Origin of the sequence: Kordia sp., assembly GCF_022447245.1 — a bacterium.
GTDB lineage: Bacteria > Bacteroidota > Bacteroidia > Flavobacteriales > Flavobacteriaceae > Kordia.
The window spans coordinates 54450-73562 of sequence record NZ_JAKVBC010000019.1; the positions used below are offsets into that span (position 1 = coordinate 54450).

General features: G+C 35.0%; 23 protein-coding genes. 6 read left to right on the forward strand and 17 right to left on the reverse strand.

Going from position 1 to position 19113, the window contains the following annotated elements:
• Positions 1-158: 158 nt before the first annotated feature.
• The 6 genes from MK119_RS13835 (at position 159) to MK119_RS13860 (ending at position 4753) form a co-directional block, all read left to right on the forward strand.
• Entirely contained in the window at positions 159-1277 is a 1119-nt protein-coding gene (locus MK119_RS13835; protein WP_290679861.1) for an aminotransferase class I/II-fold pyridoxal phosphate-dependent enzyme, read from the forward strand.
• 15 nt (positions 1278-1292) lie between these two features.
• Positions 1293-1745, forward strand: a complete 453-nt coding sequence (locus tag MK119_RS13840; protein ID WP_290679863.1) for a VOC family protein — start codon at positions 1293-1295, stop codon at positions 1743-1745.
• On the forward strand, positions 1742-2290 hold the full coding sequence (locus tag MK119_RS13845; protein WP_290679865.1) for a hypothetical protein: 549 nt from the start codon (positions 1742-1744) through the stop codon (positions 2288-2290). Before MK119_RS13840 ends, MK119_RS13845 begins: the two co-directional genes overlap by 4 nt.
• A gap of 124 nt (positions 2291-2414) precedes the next feature.
• Entirely contained in the window at positions 2415-3368 is a 954-nt protein-coding gene (locus MK119_RS13850) for a hypothetical protein (protein ID WP_290679867.1), read from the forward strand.
• A 216-nt stretch (positions 3369-3584) separates the two neighbouring features.
• Entirely contained in the window at positions 3585-3740 is a 156-nt protein-coding gene (locus tag MK119_RS13855) for a hypothetical protein (RefSeq protein WP_290679869.1), read from the forward strand.
• A gap of 191 nt (positions 3741-3931) precedes the next feature.
• Positions 3932-4753, forward strand: coding sequence for a hypothetical protein (locus MK119_RS13860; protein ID WP_290679871.1), 822 nt, complete (start codon positions 3932-3934; stop codon positions 4751-4753).
• On the opposite strand, the gene MK119_RS13865 is transcribed toward MK119_RS13860, so the two are convergent.
• The 17 genes from MK119_RS13865 to MK119_RS13945 form a co-directional block, all read right to left on the reverse strand.
• The gene (locus MK119_RS13865; RefSeq protein ID WP_290679873.1) at positions 4754-5350 is read right to left on the reverse strand and encodes a transferase hexapeptide repeat family protein; all 597 of its coding nucleotides are present in this window, start codon (positions 5348-5350) and stop codon (positions 4754-4756) included. It lies immediately after the preceding gene.
• A 267-nt stretch (positions 5351-5617) separates the two neighbouring features.
• A complete protein-coding gene (locus tag MK119_RS13870; RefSeq protein WP_290679875.1) occupies positions 5618-6370 on the reverse strand; it encodes an enoyl-CoA hydratase/isomerase family protein in 753 nt (250 codons plus the stop codon).
• Between the two features lie 40 nt (positions 6371-6410).
• Positions 6411-6722: a GIY-YIG nuclease family protein gene (locus MK119_RS13875; protein ID WP_366512819.1), complete on the reverse strand. Its 312-nt coding sequence runs from the start codon at positions 6720-6722 to the stop codon at positions 6411-6413.
• Positions 6723-6798: 76 nt separating this feature from the next.
• Positions 6799-9291: a phenylacetic acid degradation bifunctional protein PaaZ gene (gene paaZ / locus MK119_RS13880; RefSeq protein ID WP_290679877.1), complete on the reverse strand. Its 2493-nt coding sequence runs from the start codon at positions 9289-9291 to the stop codon at positions 6799-6801.
• 321 nt (positions 9292-9612) lie between these two features.
• A complete protein-coding gene (gene pcaF / locus MK119_RS13885) occupies positions 9613-10824 on the reverse strand; it encodes a 3-oxoadipyl-CoA thiolase (protein ID WP_290679879.1) in 1212 nt (403 codons plus the stop codon).
• 328 nt (positions 10825-11152) lie between these two features.
• A complete protein-coding gene (locus MK119_RS13890) occupies positions 11153-11407 on the reverse strand; it encodes a four helix bundle protein (protein ID WP_290679881.1) in 255 nt (84 codons plus the stop codon).
• 19 nt (positions 11408-11426) lie between these two features.
• A complete protein-coding gene (locus tag MK119_RS13895; protein ID WP_290679883.1) occupies positions 11427-11834 on the reverse strand; it encodes a hotdog fold thioesterase in 408 nt (135 codons plus the stop codon).
• A 163-nt stretch (positions 11835-11997) separates the two neighbouring features.
• Entirely contained in the window at positions 11998-12216 is a 219-nt protein-coding gene (locus MK119_RS13900; RefSeq protein ID WP_290679885.1) for a hypothetical protein, read from the reverse strand.
• Positions 12216-13370 (reverse strand): 3-hydroxyacyl-CoA dehydrogenase NAD-binding domain-containing protein, encoded by a 1155-nt coding sequence (locus tag MK119_RS13905; protein WP_290679887.1) that lies wholly within the window; start codon positions 13368-13370, stop codon positions 12216-12218. Before MK119_RS13905 ends, MK119_RS13900 begins: the two co-directional genes overlap by 1 nt.
• A gap of 60 nt (positions 13371-13430) precedes the next feature.
• A complete protein-coding gene (locus MK119_RS13910; protein ID WP_290679889.1) occupies positions 13431-13802 on the reverse strand; it encodes a four helix bundle protein in 372 nt (123 codons plus the stop codon).
• A 43-nt stretch (positions 13803-13845) separates the two neighbouring features.
• Complete coding sequence (locus MK119_RS13915; RefSeq protein WP_290679891.1) at positions 13846-14631, reverse strand: enoyl-CoA hydratase-related protein; 786 nt, start codon at positions 14629-14631, stop codon at positions 13846-13848.
• Between the two features lie 67 nt (positions 14632-14698).
• Positions 14699-15199: a 1,2-phenylacetyl-CoA epoxidase subunit PaaD gene (gene paaD / locus MK119_RS13920; RefSeq protein ID WP_290679893.1), complete on the reverse strand. Its 501-nt coding sequence runs from the start codon at positions 15197-15199 to the stop codon at positions 14699-14701.
• Between the two features lie 89 nt (positions 15200-15288).
• Positions 15289-16041, reverse strand: a complete 753-nt coding sequence (gene paaC, locus MK119_RS13925; protein WP_290679895.1) for a 1,2-phenylacetyl-CoA epoxidase subunit PaaC — start codon at positions 16039-16041, stop codon at positions 15289-15291.
• Between the two features lie 112 nt (positions 16042-16153).
• Positions 16154-16438 (reverse strand): 1,2-phenylacetyl-CoA epoxidase subunit PaaB, encoded by a 285-nt coding sequence (gene paaB / locus MK119_RS13930; protein ID WP_290679897.1) that lies wholly within the window; start codon positions 16436-16438, stop codon positions 16154-16156.
• Positions 16439-16477: 39 nt separating this feature from the next.
• Positions 16478-17464, reverse strand: a complete 987-nt coding sequence (gene paaA / locus MK119_RS13935; protein WP_290679898.1) for a 1,2-phenylacetyl-CoA epoxidase subunit PaaA — start codon at positions 17462-17464, stop codon at positions 16478-16480.
• Positions 17465-17575: 111 nt separating this feature from the next.
• Positions 17576-18649, reverse strand: a complete 1074-nt coding sequence (gene paaE / locus MK119_RS13940; RefSeq protein WP_290679900.1) for a 1,2-phenylacetyl-CoA epoxidase subunit PaaE — start codon at positions 18647-18649, stop codon at positions 17576-17578.
• 199 nt (positions 18650-18848) lie between these two features.
• Positions 18849-19034, reverse strand: a complete 186-nt coding sequence (locus MK119_RS13945) for a hypothetical protein (protein ID WP_290679902.1) — start codon at positions 19032-19034, stop codon at positions 18849-18851.
• Positions 19035-19113 lie beyond the last annotated feature (79 nt).

The following is a 19113-nucleotide window of genomic DNA, read 5'->3' on the forward strand; positions in this document are numbered from 1 at the left end:
ATCCTGCTCATGAAAAGTATTTGAATTATTACAAAGTAGTAGGCATTCCACAAGCCTTCTATTGGTGTACTTTAGAAGCTGCACCAGCGAGTGATATTCACATTATGACAGAAGATAAAATTATAAATACAAAATAAGAACCAAAAAGTAATCGCATTATGAACATTCCAATTTTTGAACTAGAAAGAGTTCAGTCGTTATTTGAAAATACGGTTGATTATAATTTAACGGAAAGTGGATTTCATCCATATACCTTAAATGAATTATTAAGTAAAGAGCAAATTGACACACTTACCAATACGGTTTTAAGGTATGGACAAACTAATGGTTCTATTCCTCTACGTAAACGAATAAGTGCTATGTACAATGGCGCCAATGAAGAAAATGTATTGGTTACAAATGGTTCATCCGAAGCTAATTTTATTGCCTGTCATACACTTTTAGAAAAAGGAGATGAAGTCGTAATGATGGTTCCAAATTATATGCAAATTTGGGGAATTGCAGAAGAAATGGGTTGTTTCCCTAAAGCATTTCATCTGAGAGAAGACAACGAATGGAAACCTGATTTGACAGAATTAAAATCTTTGATAACTTCTAAAACAAAAATGATTGCGCTTTGTAATCCTAACAATCCTACAGGATACACTTTGACTAATGAAGAAATGCAGGAAATTGTTTCGATTGCCAAAAGTGTTGATGCTTGGATTTACTGTGACGAAGTCTACCGAGGTGCAGAACTAAATGGAAAAACTATCGAAAGTTTTATTGGAATGTATGATAAAGTAATGGTCAATGGCGGATTGTCCAAAGCATACGCTTTACCAGGCTTACGTTTGGGATGGCTAATTGGTCCTGAAAACTTAATAGCAGATACTTGGGCATATAGCGATTATACGTCTATCACGGCTGGAATTATGAGTCATTATATTGGTGAAATCGCATTACGTCCAAAAAAAAGACAAGAGATTTTAACTCGAAATAGAACGATGCTGAATGAAAATTTAGTAGCTGTCAAATCTTGGTTAGATCAGTATGGAGATTTATTTGAATATACAGAACCAAAAGCTGGTGGGATGCTTTTTATAAAGTACAATCTGGATATCAATTCTTCGGAATTAGCAGAATGGTTGCGAACTGAAAAGAGCGTTTTCATTCTTGCAGGCGATTGTTATGGAATGGATCATCATTTTAGAATCGGAATTGGAGAACGCAAAACGTACATTTTAGAAGGATTGGAACGTATAAAACAAGCATTGAAAGCACGTTTTAATTTGTAACAGGATTACCAAAGCATGCGTATTATTCTTAATTTGCACGCTATGGTAGATTTTCAATTAATTTTTTTAGATCATGTTGCCATTCGTGTGAAAGATATTGATGCTTCTGTAGCTTGGCACAAAAAAGTATTGGGTTTAAAGTGTTATCAACTTCCTGAATGGGGCGACTTTCCAATTTTTATGCTGTCTGGAAAAACAGGCATTGCATTGTTTCCTGGAAATACAAATGATCCAAAACTGGAAACAACTTCTAAAAACGTAAAGATTGATCACTTTGCGTTTCAAGTTAGCAATGAAGCTTTTTCAAAAGCTCGTAAACATTATGAAAATTTAGGACTCTCCTACTCTTTTCAAGATCATCATTATTTTCATTCGATCTACACCAAAGATTTAGATAGACACACAGTAGAGTTGACAACTTTGGTTGTGAATGCAGATACGTTTTACTCAAAAAAAATAGACTTATGAAAATAGGAAAGTTATTCAATCAGCTAAGCAAAAGTCAATACATTCATTACATTTACAATCGTAAAAAATATACTGACTTTAATACCTTAGGGTTGTATCGATCTATTTGTGAAAATGAAAAATTAACACTTACTGAAAAAATAGAAATTAGAGATTACGCTAATACTATTTTCGGAAAAACATTTACTTTTTTGCAGCTCAAAGATCCTCAAATGTATTTTGAAGTCATTACTTTAGGTGAAGAATTAACCGTAGCCGACGAAAAACAACTTTGGGAAAATATTAGAAGTAATCAACAAAAAATATTAGCAGATAAAAAAATTAAACATCGAAACTTTGGAGAATATTCCAAACACAATTGCGGCTATAAAGATTGTAACTACAATGGTTTAATGATTAAACAAGGATCTTTTTTAACTGAAAGCGCAATACATTTTAATTCTGACAAAAATGAGTATGCGGCTAGAGATAAATCAGAACGAATAAAGAAACAACGAAAAAATAAAAAACAAATCATCAAAGATGAATTAAACGATTTTATGTGATTTATTTTAGAATCAACACGCTACCGATTGATTAGTTTGGTTGAAAATACAGATGAATTTTATTACTAAAATCATTGTTGCTTCACAATCTTTGAATTACTTTTATTTTTTAAATCTATAGTGAATGAGTACCATCTCCAACAGCAAACGAAACCTAGTTCGTATTGTGTATGATATTGCCAATGATTACGGAATTACGATTGATTCTTTTTCGTATGATTGGATATTGAAACTTTCTAAAAACAATATTCACAAACATATTTTTGGTTATAATTTTGAGTTGAATTCTTCTACTGCAAAGATGATTGCTGGTGACAAAAGTGCTGCTTCCGATTTACTCAAAGCTGCAAATGTTGCAACCGTTGAACATACATTGTTTCTCAATCCAAGTATGGGCAAATATGTAAGAAGCATTGGAAATTGGCAACAAATCCTGGCTTATTTCCATGAAAACAATCAACATATTGTGTGCAAACCTGTTGATGGAACTGGAGGAAATGGTGTATTTATGGCTACTACAGTCACTGAATTAGAACAAGCAATTCACACCTTATTTTCAAAGCATCGAAGCATTTGCCTATCTCCTTTTTATAATATCAAAAAAGAGTACAGAGCTGTGATTTTAGATGGTGAAGTAGAATTATTGTATCAAAAAAATATTCCTTTTGTAGCGGCTGATGGTTCCAAAACCATTCTCGAATTACTACAAACTAAATTTTCAGGCGAAACCTTAGATAATGTAATTACATCATTTTCTGATAGAAGTGATAAAAACTTCTATGATATTCCTGAGAAAGGAGACATTATTGAAGTGAATTGGAAAAGTAATTTAGGAGAAGGCGCACAAGCTGAAATCATAGAAAATTCAGCAATAAAACAACTTGCCATCCAAGCTGCAAAGGCAATTAATATTCGTTTCTGCTCTGTAGATATTATTGAAACTACTTCAGGAGTATTTTATGTTTTGGAAATAAATTCTGGCGTGATGATTGAGCATTTCCTCAACAGCAATCCGCAAGAATATAATCGAATTAAAAGTATTTATGAGAAAGTGGTTTTGAGAATGTTTGGAATCTAATTATTCCCTTTTCTTTCAAAACCATGTAACTAAATATTTTTTTGATATACAAATAAATCATATTGTAATCTTTTTAACTTCTTTTACAACATGAACATTATATATATTTTTTTGGTTCTTATATTCATAGTATATCTTTTCCGCACGGTAAAGGCTCAAAAGAAGATTACTCAAAATAAAGTACTCACCAAGACTCAAAAAGTTTTAAACTCCATATTGATATGGATACTACCTTTTGCTTGGTATTATATCATAAAAGAAATGATAGAAGACGATTTTGTAATTATGACCAAAAAGAAGAGAGACGAACTACTTGTAAAACACGATCGAAATCCTCATTCTCACATGGGCGGAGATGTTGGGGACTTTTAATAACGTCTATTAATGAATTGTATTCCAAAACATTATTGAAACAACTTTAGGAGAATTTTATGTATTCGGAATCAATTCTGGTGTGATGATTGCGTATTTATACAACAACAATCCGCAAGAATACAATCGTATTAAAGCTATTTATGAGAAAGCTGTGTTGTGGATGCTAGAAATTTAAACTAGTCATTTTTATGAAAACCTATTTCCTTTCTATTATTTCAGTCTTTTCTTTTTTTATTGCCAATGCACAATCTATTACCAAAAAAGCTATTGCTAAAAATAAAGTTAAAACGATTACTAAAAAGGAGTATTATACTAATTCTAGTGAAGGTTGTAACACTTCTACCACAACTTATGATTCAAAAGGGAATACCATTAAATGGGATATGAAACGTTTGGGATTTTTTTTTGAATATAAATACGATGAACAAGATAGAAAAATCGAATTAATTCGAAAAAGTAAATCAGATTCAACAGATGTGTATATTATGAAGACCACATATGATGAACAAGGTAATATTCTTATTGACAACGGCACTGAGTATCAGAACTTCTATGATAAAAAAAATCACTTAATAAAATCTGTAAAGCTTGATGATGATGAAAATACTGCAAATAACTTATTAAAAACTTATCAATACGATTCGTCTGGTAATTTGATCAAAGAAGTTCATTTTGAAAACACCAAAATTGTGAATACCATTTTATATGAATATGATACTTTTTGTAGATTGGTTGAAAAGAGAGAATATGATAAAAGTAGCATTAAATACAGGAATGAAGAGTATGCTAAGTATAAGAAACCTATTGCGTATTTTTTATCTAATATTAGTTATGATGAACTAGGAAGAATCAAAGAAGAATACTCATATTTCAGTGATCCTTGTATAAGCATAGATGATCATTACACTTTTAAGAATTTTTATAAACTAAGCGATTTATTAGAAAGAACCGAAGTGTTTTTTCGAGATAAACATGTATCAACTACAAACTATTCATATACTTTTTACTAATCACTTCCCCATAAAATCACGTAAGGTATCATAGAATGCTTCCTGCGTAGGACGATCTTTCGGAACTTCACGTAACGGTTCTACTTCTCGAAGACTTTCATGACAATCGGCTGGTAATTGCTGATACAACTCTGTGCCTTTGGTTTTCCAAGCAATCATTTCGTCACTCACTTCTTTGATTATTTTTGCAGGATTTCCAACTACTAAACTACGACGTGGAATGATCGTTTTTGCTTTTACGAATGCCATCGCGCCAATAATACTTTCGTCGCCTATTTCTGTATCATCCATGATCACTGTATTCATTCCAACCAACACATTTCTTCCAATATTTGCACCATGAATGATGGCACCATGTCCAATATGGGCACTTTCTTTCAATACAATGGATTTCCCTGGAAACATGTGTACGGTACAGTTTTCCTGCACATTGACTCCATCTTCTAAGATAATTTCTCCCCAATCGCCACGAATTGCTGCGCCTGGACCGATATAACAATCTTTTCCAATAATGACATTTCCTGTTATAGCTGCCAACGGATGCACAAAACTACTTTCGTGTACGACCGGAATGTATCCTTTGAAACTGTAAATCATGGTTTTAGATTTGAGATGTTACTATTGTATTTCACCTTTACTCAATATAAAAAGCATTGAGATTGACTTTTCTAAAGGTACTGGATTTTTTTAAAGTGTTGCTTCTGATTTGTCTTTACAAGATAAAGTGGTAGCTACTTCAAATTTGAGTCCGGAACAAAGACGTCAGTTCGAGTTATCTAGAGCTAATTGGAAATCTAGGCTGTTCCCTATTCATTTTTATTTTGCTTTAGTGAATAAAAACACTCGAACTGACGTTCAGTAATATTATTTGAACCTTTTTAGTGTTTCTTTTGTAAACTCTGAAAGCACTAATCTTCCTGAGATTGCCGCACGTTCTGCTAGTAAGTCATCCCAGTTTTCTGTGCCTACCCAAAATGCTTTTTTCATTTCCGCCATTGCTTCTGGATTATACGTGCAAAGATGGTTTGCAAATGCAGTTACTGCTTCATCCAATTCTTCATTAGAATCGAAAACCTGCATGTATAAACCTTTGTTTCTTGCCCATTCTGCATCGTAGAAACTGTTGGCATCAATGGCAATTTGTGACATTCCGCTAAGACCTAGTTTACGTTCAACCGCTGGTCCAACTACAAACGGTCCAATTCCTACATTTAACTCGCTTAGCTTGATAGAAGCAAATTTTGAAGCCATACAATAGTCTACCGCAGAAGCCAATCCTACGCCACCACCAACGGTTTTTCCTTGTACGCGTCCAATGATGAATTTTGGACATTTACGCATCGCATTGATAACGTTAGCAAATCCAGAAAAGAAGATTCTTCCCGCTTCTGCATCGTTGATATTGATGAGTTCTTTGAAGCTTGCACCTGCACAGAATGTTCTATCTCTTCCACTTTTTAGAACAATAACTTTGATGTCGTCATTATTTCCTGCATCTGTGATGGTTTGTGCTAGTTTTGCTAAAATATCACCTGGCAACGAATTGTGTGCTGGATGAAAAAATTCGATGGTTGCTACACCATTTTGTATGTCTTGTTTTACGTATGGATTTGTCATATTCATTTCCCGCAAAAGCGAGAATCTTTTTTTGTTAATTCTATTTTATTTTATCTACTAAATCTTCCCAAATAGGATTTTCTTTTTCTATTAGTCCAACTTTCCAATCACGATTCCACTTTTTCATACGCTTTTCTAGAAATAATACACTTTCCTTAGTTTCGTGATTCTCAAAATACACTAAAGTATTCAGATTGTATCTTGCTGAGAATCTGCTTAGATGAACTTTATTTTTATGTTGTCTAATTCTTCTTTTTAAATCTTTGGTAACTCCGATATACAAAACACCATTTGGTTTGTTTGTGATGATGTATATGTAGTGAGTTTCTAATTTTGTTAGAATACTTTTTATTACTTACTACTTTCAGTAACTTTTCGTTTCTTTCTAGACTCCCGATTTCTCGGGAGTTTTGAACAATTTCGTTTGCCTAAAGCAAACCAAATTGTTCAAAATGGTGATTAAAATGCTTCGTATTCATCAAATCCCACTCAAATTTATCTAGATGTCCAAAAACTGCATTTTTAGTGGTTACTTCCGGATTTTCTTTGAAGTACAATTCAAATGCATCGTAGGCTTCTAGTAATTTCGCTTTCGCTTCTGCTAAGTTTTCATAACGCGATTCCGACATTGCTTTTTCTAATAGTTTTGGTGCGTCGTAATTTCTTGGCATTGGATCATGAGTGTATAAGGTTTCATTCACCTTTTCCAAAATCTTTTCTGGTGTTTCAATTTCAAAATCTTGGTTTTCACCAGATGCTACTACTAAAGAATACTCTAAATGCTCCACCATTTGTTGCGGCGTCATATTACCCCAAGCTGGTTTCACGTCTTCTGTTAATTTTCCAAGGTAATTTTGGATGGTACTTTTATTGATCGTTGCGAATGGATTTTTCTTTTGAACCATCGTCAAAATTGTTGCGATTGCTACCAATTCATCTTCCTGATCGAATACCTCCACAAACCATTTTACAATTCCGCTTGGTAATTCTTTTCCACGTGAATCACGATCTACTTTTTCTTTACATGTTAAGCGTACATAGATAGTATCATTGTGATAGATTGGACGTAAGAAACGACATTCTTCCAATCCGTAGTTGGCTGCCACTGGACCTTTGTTTGGATATACGAATAATCCCGCTGCAGCGGAAATGATAAAGTATCCGTGTGCTGTGCGTTTTTCAAAAATGCTTCCGTCTAACGAAGTAATGTCAGTATGCGCATAGAAATGATCCCAAGTTAGGTTTCCGAAGTTGATAATATCTGTATCAGTTACCGTACGTTTGTGCGTTTTGATAGACATTCCGGCTTCGATATCTTCCCAATGATATGCAAAAGGATGCTTTTCTGTTTCTTTGTATTCGGCATTTGCTTGATAGATTCCTGTGACTTCTGTAATGGTGGTTGGTGAACCTTGAATAGCACATCGTTGCATATAATGTTTGATGCCTCGCAATCCACCCATTTCTTCGCCTCCACCAGCACGTCCTGGACCTCCATGAACTAGTAATGGTAATGGTGAACCGTGACCTGTGCTTTGCTTTGCCATGTCGCGATTTCCAACTAATATACGTCCGTGATGTGACGCTGCTCCAACTACATATTCTTTGGCAAGTTTATCATCATTTGTAAAGATGGAAGATACTAAAGATCCTTTCCCCATTTGTGCTAATTCAATAGCTTCGTCCATGTTTTTATATGGCATAATGGTACTTACAGGTCCGAATGCTTCAATTTCGTGAACACTTATGTTTTCAAAAGGATTATTTTCTCTAAGTAAGATTGGACTTAGGAATGCTCCTTTTTCGCCATCTGCGCCAACTGCATCAATTGTGTCTAGACTTCCATATACGATATCAGCAGTTTGTGCTAATTTGGAAACTTGATCTTTTACAGATTGTACTTGCGCTTTGTTGATCAATGCTCCCATACGAACTTCTTTGAGTCTTGGATCACCGATGGTTACTTTGCTTAACTGCTTTCCTAAAGCAATTTGTACATCTTCCACTAAGTTTTCTGGAACTACGATTCTACGGATCGCTGTACATTTTTGACCTGTTTTTACGGTCATTTCTTTACGAACTTCTTTGATAAAGAGATCAAATTCTGTAGTTCCCGGCACAGCATCTTCTCCAAGTACAGAACAGTTTAACGAATCTGCTTCCATGGTGAATGGCACAGCTTCTTGTGTGAGTCTTGGATGTGCTTTTAAGATTCTTCCTGTATGTGCGGAACCTGTAAACGTTACTACATCTTGTGATTCTACAGTGTCTAAAATCGTTTTTGTCATTCCACTCAACAATTGCAAAGCTCCTTCTGGTAAGATTCCAGAATCTACAATTACTCTTACTACTGCTTCTGTGAGATATGCTGTTTGTGGTGCTGGCAAAACCACTGCTGCCATTCCTGCCATCCAGTTTACGGCACATTTTTCTAACATTCCCCATACTGGGAAGTTGAAGGCATTGATATGCACAGCTACTCCACGTTTTGGCACGAGAATATGATGTGCCATGAATCGTCCACCACGCGATAAATCAATTGGATCTCCTTCTACATGATACGGTTGATTTGGAAATAACTTTCTTAAAGAAGCATTTGCAAATAAGTTTCCGAATCCACCATCGATATCTATCCAACTATCGACACGTGTTGCCCCCGTTTTATAACTGATATCGTAGAATTGTTCTTTTCGTTTGTTGAGATACAAGGCTAGTTTTTTAAGCATGTTTCCACGCTCTTGAAAGGTCATTTTACGAAGTTTTTCGCCTCCTTTAGTTCTTCCGTATTGTAAGGCATCTGGAATGTCCAATCCTTCCGTAGTTGCAAATCCAATAGTTTCTCCTGTTACGGCATCAAACATTGGGGAACCTTCTCCAGTTCCTTGCGTCCATTGTCCGTTGATATAGCTTTGTAGAATCATGTGGTTTTTATTTTTCTGGCTTTTAGCTTCTAGCCGCTAGCTGTTGGTTTTATTTTTTATTATTTTTTAATCGCTGCGCTCTTTGTTTTTTGTCAATTTGTTAATTTGACTTTTTTCAAGACTCAATACTTTCTATACACGTTAGCGATTGAGGCGGCATCCTTTACTATTTTGATACGTCATTACGAGGAGTTTGCGACGAAGTAATCTGCTTCTTTTGGAACAGATTGCCACTACAAATTAAAATTTGTCTCACAATGGACTATTTTCAAGAAAAGATACAGCCGAAAGCGCGACCCAAAGGGTAACGCCCAAATTATATTATATGTTTACATTCTCAATGATGGCAGCATAGCCTTGTCCGACACCAATACACATAGTAATTAATGCATAACGCTTGCCCGTTTCCTGCAATTGCAACGCCGCTGAATAGGCAATACGTGTTCCAGTAACTCCTAGTGGATGACCGATAGCAATGGCGCCTCCATTTGGATTGATTCGAGCGTCATCATCTGCCAATCCCCATTCGCGAATACAAGCTAAACTTTGTGCCGCAAAAGCTTCATTTAGTTCTATAATATCCATGTTATCCATGGTTAATCCTGCCTTCTTTAATGCTTTATTAGAAGCGTTTACAGGTCCGATTCCCATGATACGTGGTTCTACTCCAACAACCGCAGAACTTACAATACGCGCCATTGGTTTTAGATTGTATTTCTCAACCGCTGCTTCGGAAGCAATAATGGTTGCTGCAGCTCCATCATTTAAACCTGACGCATTTCCTGCTGTTACACTTCCTCCTTCTTTTTTAAAGGCTGCTCTTAGTTTTGCTAAGATTTCAGGAGTTGTCGTTGGTTTGATGAATTCATCTTGATTGAAAATAATCGGATCTTTTTTACGTTGCGGAATTTCTACCGCTACAATTTCCTTAGCTAAACGACCAGATTCTTGTGCTGCTGTCGCTTTCATTTGACTTCTGTAAGCGAATGCATCTTGGTCTTCACGAGAAATATTGTATTTTTCAACTAGATTTTCTGCCGTCATTCCCATGCCATCAGTTCCATACATTTCGTGCATTTTCGGATTGATGAATCGCCATCCGAAACTGGTATCATACATTTTAGCATCAGTTCCAAAAGCACTTGAAGGTTTTGCAATGGCGTACGGTCCGCGTGTCATGTTTTCTACGCCACCAGCTATGAACAAGTCTCCATCTCCTGCTTTGATTGCACGATTAGCGTGAATGATGGATGATAGTCCAGAGCTACATAATCTGTTTACCGTTTCACCTGGTACCGTGTGCGGTAATCCAGCTAATAGTAACGACATACGTGCTACGTTACGATTGTCTTCTCCTGCTTGATTGGCACAACCAATGATAACATCGTCGTACGCATCTTTTGGAATGTTTGGATTGCGATCTGTTACTTCTTTGATGACCAAAGCACCTAAATCGTCTACGCGTTTGGTAGCGAGAGATCCTTTGAATTTTCCTATCGGAGTTCTTACTCCATCTATGATGTATGATTCCATTTTGAAATGTAAATTTTTATATATAAAACTGAAAAACTCTAAATGTAAAATGTAAAAGTATTGTTTGTGTTTTCAACATCTATTGTGTGCTTTTTCATTTATATTTTAGCGTATGTTGTTCATGCTGTTTGTTTAATTTAAAATGTAAAACTCTGAATACTAAATTTCAAAGTGCTTGTTTATATTTTCAAACTGCATTTAGAACTTTTTCATTGTTATTTTATTTTTTGTTTGATGTTTTTATGCTTGTTGTAAAGATAGCTACAAATTCATTACATTCTTTTTGAATTTTCTTAAACTCAGTTGTATTGTTTATTAAGTTTGCCTCCTACATAATCTCCATATTTACTTGAGATTCTCGTAATTCTTTTAGACATATTTTCATTTTATGAATAAAGTCTTTTCTTGATTCAGCCGATTGCGCTTCTGCATAGTTTAAAGCTGCTGATATTGTCGAACGAATGATTTGTTTTATTAGTTGTTCAGATGCAAATTCTTTTTTTAAAGTAGAAATATTTACAATCACGCTGGCTGAGAATTTCACCAATCTTTTTTGTAAATCGTATTGTTTTCGCTTTTCCACTTTTACATTTAGAATTTACTTACTCTTCCCAGTCCTTTTGCGTTCGATATACGACACCTTTAAAAAGTGCAATAAGTTCGTCTCCACGTTTGACTTCTATGATATTGAATCCTAGTTTGTTTTTTACTTTTTCTATGACAGATTCTGCCACAATGAAATCACCTTCTTCTAATGCTTCAATATGATTGATGGATGTTTCAATAGAAACTGCATATTTCCCATGCGTATTGGCTGCGAAACCAAACGCCGTATCCGCTAGTGAATAACTGATGCCTCCATGTGCTTTTCCCATACTATTCAGCATTTCTTTTCGGACGGTCAATCCAACTTTACATCGTCCGATTTCACATTCTAAAATCTCGATTCCCAACCATGTACTGAATGGATCTTGACTTAACATTTTGTATGGTATTTTTTCTCCTTGCATGTTTGAATTTTGAATTATGAATCTTCACATTCTATGTTATATTTTTATAAATAGTTGCTATTTGATATATTGATTCAACTTCTAAAATTTTATTTAATTCTTCTTTGCTTTTACACTCAATTAATAAACCTGTATATCTAGTTTTTATTTCCTGATATTCTAGTCAGTGTGAAGGTCGAAGGTATTCTATTCCAATAATTTTTCTGATTAAGGTCTGCGCTTCAATTTTGAATTCTATATGATCTCCTACTTCTAATTTTCCATAATACTGAGCATCCACAGCGCCCATTATGAGAATTGGAAATTCACTTTTAAATTTCTCTTTAATATCATCTCCAATATTGAGTTTATCTTCAATCCTGATCTTTAAAAACTTTTCCATTAAAAGAACGTCTTGCCGTTTCTTAGCATTTTTCTGAGCAATGGCGAACAACGATATCTGTCTTCATGATATTCTTCGTATAAATCATCTAAGGTTTTTACACACCAATCGATTCCTTTTTCATCTGCCCAAGCTAATAATCCTTTTGGATAGTTTACACCTTTGGTCATGGCATTGTCAATGTCTTCCGCAGAAGCGATGTTTAAGAATAAAGCATCAGCTGCTTCGTTGATAAGCATAACTAGTACACGATCAAATATTTGTTGCGCTAGTTCTTTGTCATCTTTTGGTACAGGTTTTTCTATTCCTTCTGCATAATCATAATACCCTTTTCCTGTTTTTCGACCTAGATATCCAGCTTCAGATAAACGTTTTTGTGTGAATGATGGTTTGTATCTTGAATCGTAATAGAATGCTGTAAAAACCGTTTCTGTTACGGTATAGTTTACATCGTTTCCAATGAAATCCATTAATTCAAAAGGTCCCATTCGGAATCCTCCAAGCGATTTTAAACTCCAATCAATCGTTGCAAAGTCTGCCAATCCTTCTTCATAGATTCGTAAAGATTCTCCATAAAAAGGTCGCGCTACTCTGTTGACAATAAATCCTGGTGTATCTTTCGCCACTGCGACTACTTTTTTCCAATCAGCAATGGTTTGCGTTACTGTATCTAGTACTTCTTGAGAGGTTTGAATTGCAGGAATGACCTCAACCAATTTCATTAAAGGTGCTGGATTGAAGAAATGAATTCCAATACAACGTTCTGGTTTTTGTAAAGACGATGCAATTGAAGCGATAGATAACGACGACGTGTTTGATGCAATGATTGCTGAATCACTTAGGTATGTTTCTAATTCCAAAAATACTTTCTGCTTGATGTCTAGGTTTTCAATGATTGCCTCGATTGTCAAATCAGAATCACCTAAATCTTTTAGTGAATCTACATAGGAAATGTTTCCTTGAATTCTATTTTTCTCAGCTTCATCGATACGTCCTTTTTGAATAAGACGATTTAATATTTTTTCTAAAGCTGCTTTACTTTTATCTAAAGCTGCTTGTTTTGTATCGTATAGTTTGACCATGCATCCTGCGGTTGCTGCTACTTGTGCAATCCCGCTTCCCATGGTGCCAGATCCTATGATTCCTACTTTCATGTTATTTGAAATATTGAATACAGCATATTATGATGAAAAGTTTATAACTAATCATCTTTTTTAGAATCCTATATTCTTGTTTTTATTTTTTGATGTTTTTATGTCATTTACAAAAATCTCGATAAGCTCATTATTTTCATTTATCAATCGTTGCAACTCTTCTATATCTGAAATGTTTTGTATTCCTTTTTGAATTTTTAAGTTTACTAAAGTCGCTCTTAATTCTTTCAAGCCTACCTTCATATTATTCTCAAATTCTACAGTAGATTTGGCATTTTGCGCCATTACATGATATAAAGCAGGAGAAGTTGAAGACCTAATAATTTGTTTTACTAAGTGTTCTAATGCAAAATTATTCTCTACTTCTTGAAAACGATTAATAACATTCACAGAGAATGCAATAAGCCTGTTTTCTAATTCATTTGATTTCATAATAAGTTCTTATATCAAAATTCAAAAATTAGCAATCCGTTGATTATTTCCCTTTAAAGTTTGGCGCACGTTTTTCAACAAAAGCTGAAACACCTTCGCGATAATCTTCTGATTCGCTTGATTCTATTTGATATTTTGATTCTAATGCTAATTGGGATTCTAAATCATTTACTAAGGATTGATTTAGCACTTTTTTAGTCAATCCAAGTGCTTTGGTTGGCATTTTAGCTAACTTTTCCGCTAAAGCAACTACGTCTTCTTTGAATGTTTCTAGTGGTAATACTTTGTACAACATTCCTAAGCGTTCAGCTTCTTCTGCACCAACTTTATCTCCTAACATCATTAAGGCAGATGCTTTTTGGAATCCGATTAATCGTGGTAAAAAGAAAGTTCCTGCACTATCAGGAATTAATCCAATTTTACTGAATGCTTGAATGAAGCTTACTTTTTCATGTGCTACTACGATATCACAAGCTAAGGCAATGTTTGCTCCTGCACCAGCTGCGACACCATTTACAGCCCCAACGACTGGCTTTTCGATTTTACGAATTCTCTGAATGATTGGATTGTAATGTTCTTCTAATATTTTTTTGAATCCAGGATTTAGTTCTGGATGCGTTACTTCTTTTAAGTCTTGTCCTGCACAAAATGCTTTTCCTTCTCCAGTCAATACTATTGCTCGGACTTCATCATTTTGTTCACATTGATCTAAAGTGTCTTGTAAACGCAATGCCATTTCACGATTAAAGCTATTGAATACTTCTGGGCGATTTAGCGTTATATACGCTACATTGTTTTGAATGGTTATTGTTATAGATTGATTACTCATATATCGTTTTTATTGTAAACAGAGATTCCTGCTTTTACTTCGGCAAGCTCAGTACAGGCAGGAATTATCATTTTAAACATTTAAAGTAGTCGAATGGTTCTAAACAGTCTTCGCATTTAAATAATGCTTTGCACGCTGTGGAACCAAATTGACTGACTAGTTTTGTATTTGTTGAACCGCAATTGGTACACTTTACAATCCGTTTATCACCGAGCAGCGCTTCTTTATCTGCATCTGGAGTTAACGGTGGTGCTATTCCATATTCACGAAGCGCATTCCGACCACGTTCTGTAATCCAATCGGTTGTCCAAGCTGGTGACAGAATTAGTTTTACTTTAGATTCATAACCATGCTCTTTTAAGGCTTTCGAAATATCATCGCCAATAACATCCATGGCTGGACAACCTGTGTATGTTGGTGTTATGCTTACTTGTACAACTCCATTTATCAACCTTGCAGAACGTACTACGCCCATATCCATAATGGAAAGTACTGGAATTTCTGGATCCGATACTTTTTCTAGGATTGGAATTAATATTTCATCTATATGTTGCTTGGTTGAAATCATGAATAGATTTTAGGTGTTGGGTTTTAGGTTTACTTGCTTTCATTTCGAATACTTTCAATAATTACACAGGAATGACAAATGAACATTATTTACCAATTCATATTAGGATACGCTCTTTGCATGTATTGCATGTCTGCTAGTAAATATCCCATATGTTCCGTGTGAATTCCTGATTTCCCTCCTTTTTGGAAGTATTTTGATTCTGGAACGTTTAATGTTGCTTCCTCAAATAGCAAAGTTACATTTTGATAGTATGCATCTTTTATTGTTGATACATCTATTCCCATTCCTTCTTCCGCTAATGCTTTTGCTTCTTCGGTAACTTCAAACAATTCGTTTGTGTATTGCCAAAGTCCATCAATGGCTGCTTGCATTTTTTCATGACTTTCTTCTGTTCCATCGCCTAAGCGTTTGATCCAATCTCCTGAGAAACGCACATGATAAGAAACTTCCTTGATTGACTTTTTAGCAATTGCACTTAAGGTCATATCTTGGCTGAATTGTAATTTTTCAAGCAATAGCAAGTGAAAAACATCAAATAGATATTGCCTTGCCACTGTATATGCAAAATCTCGATTTGGCTGCTCTACTAGTAATACATTTTTGTATTCACGTTCATAGCGTAAGAATGCAATGCTATCTTCTGTTGCATCGCCGCCTTTAATATCTGCAGCATATTGAAAGTAACTACGTGTTTGCCCAAATAAATCTAGGGATATATTTGTACACGCAATATCTGTTTCAAGGCTTGGTCCGTGACCACATAATTCTCCTAATCGCTGACCTGCTATTAAGCAGTTATCCGCTAGTTCAAGTATGTAGTTGTATAAGTTTGTTTTCATATTTATTGCCCACAAAAGTGGATAACTTTTTTGTTTTTAATTTTAGAGTACACTTCGACTTTGCTTAGTGTACAAATCACAGATTCCCAATTTGTGAGAATAATCCGCTGCATTACATGTGTTTAATTTCGTCTGGTAACGTGTAAAAAGTTGGATGACGATAGATTTTATCTTGTGCAGGCTCAAACATTTCTCCGTTGTTTTCAGGGTTTGAAGCTGTAATATTTTTCGATTCTACAACCCAAATGCTAACGCCTTCACTTCTACGTGTGTATACATCTCTTGCATTCTCTAGTGCCATTTCAGCATCTGCTGCGTGCAAGCTTCCAAAATGTCTGTGTTCTAATCCGTTTTTACTTCTCACGAATATTTCCCAAAGAGGCCAATTTTTTTCCATATTTTTCTAGTATTGAGATTCTTTACCCTTTACTTTATGTTATACCGCTTTCGCTTGATTTTCTTTTTTGATTTGTTGCTTTTCAGCATGTGCCATAGCTGCATCTCGAACCCAAGTTCCACGTTCCCATGCACCAACTCTATCATTCATACGTTCTTTGTTACATGGACCATGACCTTTGACAACTTGCCAGAACTCTTCCCAATCAATTTCCCCGAAGTCATAATGACCAGTTTCTTCATTCCATTTTAAGTCTGGATCGGGAACTGTTAACCCTAAGATATCTGCTTGTGGAACCGTTTGATCAATGAATTGTTGACGTAATTCATCGTTCGTTTTACGCTTTAGTTTCCACTTCATTGATTGTGCTGTATGTACAGAAACATCATCTGTAGGACCTAACATCATTAATGATGGCCACCACCAACGGTTTAAAGCATCTTGTGCCATTTGTTTTTGTACTTCTGTTCCGTTACACAAACTCATCATGATTTCAAATCCTTGACGTTGATGAAAACTTTCTTCTTTACATACACGAATCATAGCTCTTGCATACGGTCCGTAAGAAGTATTACATAACGGTACTTGATTGATAATTGCGGCTCCATCTACCAACCATCCAATGGCTCCCATATCTGCCCATGTGATTGTTGGATAGTTAAAAATACTAGAGTATTTTGCTTTTCCTGAATGCAATTGATCATATAATTCGTCACGAGAAACTCCTAAAGTCTCACAAGCACTATATAAGTATAATCCATGACCAGCTTCGTCTTGCACTTTTGCCAATAATGCTACTTTTCTACGAAGTGAAGGTGCTCTGGTAATCCAATTTCCTTCTGGTAGCATTCCTACGATTTCAGAGTGTGCGTGTTGTGATATTTGTCGAATGTGTGTCTTCCTATATTTTTCAGGCATCCAATCTTTTGGTTCAATCTTTTCATCATTTACAATGCGTTGCTCAAAGATTTCTTCTAAACTTCGGCTTCGCTCTGCTCCAGTGTTTTTTAATTGTGCTTCACTCATGATTATGAATTTTAAGTTTCGACTCGACTCTTCTCAGCGAGCTAATTTTGTTTGTCTTTAGTGAGAGCGAGTTATGAAAGTTCGCCCAAAGGATAACTCCTTTATTATTTTCTACACATCAAAGTCTACAACGACTTTTTCTGTGGTTGGAACAGCTTGGCATGATAACACCAATCCGCTCGCGAGTTCTTCTTCTACTAATGCATAGTTGATTTTCATTTCTACAGAACCTTCGACTACTCTACATTTACAAGTACTACATACACCTCCTTTGCAGGCAAAAGGCAAATCAGCACCAGCTGCTAAAGCTCCGTCTAAAATATTGTCATATTCTTCTTCCATGATGAAATGGAATTCTTTTCCTCCATCGACAATAGTTACATCAGTTCCATCTACTTTTTGCTCTAAAATTTCTGCAATATGTGCGTTTGACGCTTTTTTATCGCCAGAAAAGAACAATTCGTAATGGATATTTTCTTTTGGCAACCCTGCAGCTTCAAGTTCATCCCTAATTAGAAAGATCATTTCTTCAGGTCCGCAAATAAAGCAATCAGCAGTATCTGGAATATCTATAAATGTTTTTGTGAGTGTTTCAATTTTTTCAGGCGTAAAACGTCCATTTAAGAATTCAATATCTCGCTGTTCTTTTGTTAAGAAATAAAATACATTTAAACGCTGTAAGTATTTGTTTTTCAATTGTTCTATCTCTTCCTTAAAGATAATTGATTTTACTGTACGATTCAAATAGAATAGTTTAAAGGTACTTTCAGGTTCTAATTCTAAGTGTGTTTTTATGATAGATAACATTGGGGTAATTCCACTACCTGCTGCAAATGCGATATAGTTTTTCTTTCCTTGCGGATCTACTTCTACATAAAAACGACCTGCTGGCTCCATCAATTCTAAAGTATCACCAGCTTTTAATTCTGTATTTGCATAAGTTGAAAATATTCCACCTGGGATTTGCTTTACCGCTACTTTCCATTCGTTGTCCACAGGGCTGGAACACAAAGAGTAAGATCGACGAATGTCTTCATCGTTGATGATTTTTCGTAATGTTAGGTATTGCCCTTGAGTATATTGAAATTCTTTCTGAAGGTTTTCAGGAATATTGAACGTAATTACTGTACAATCTGAAGTTTCTTTATATACTTCAGCCACTTCTATTTCATGAAACTTTGCCATGTACTTTTTTAGTTGTTTTTACAAAACTAACAATTGTTAGTTTGACTCGCAACCGTTTTTTAATCAAAGAGTTAATTTAGACTGATTCCAACTTAGCATTTTACATCACATAAAAAAATAAAGTTAAAACACTATAATTCAAACAATTAAAAAAAGACGCTTACATAAGCGTCTTTTGAGTTTTAAAATCAATTCAATATTACATACATGCTTTACAGGTATGCACTAAACAAGTGATGGTAAACACATCACAGGTCAAACAGGTTTCTTCTTGCACACAAGAGTTACTCCCAGGCGGCACAGGCGGTAAGCCAGCGACAACTTCATTTAAGTTAGAGATCATACTTTTATTCAATCTCAAACCAAACTTGGATTTACTTTTCATTTTATGGTAGGTTTTTAAATTAATTAACTTTAATTTAAATAATACAAAACCAATACATATAAGGTTTTACAATAATATA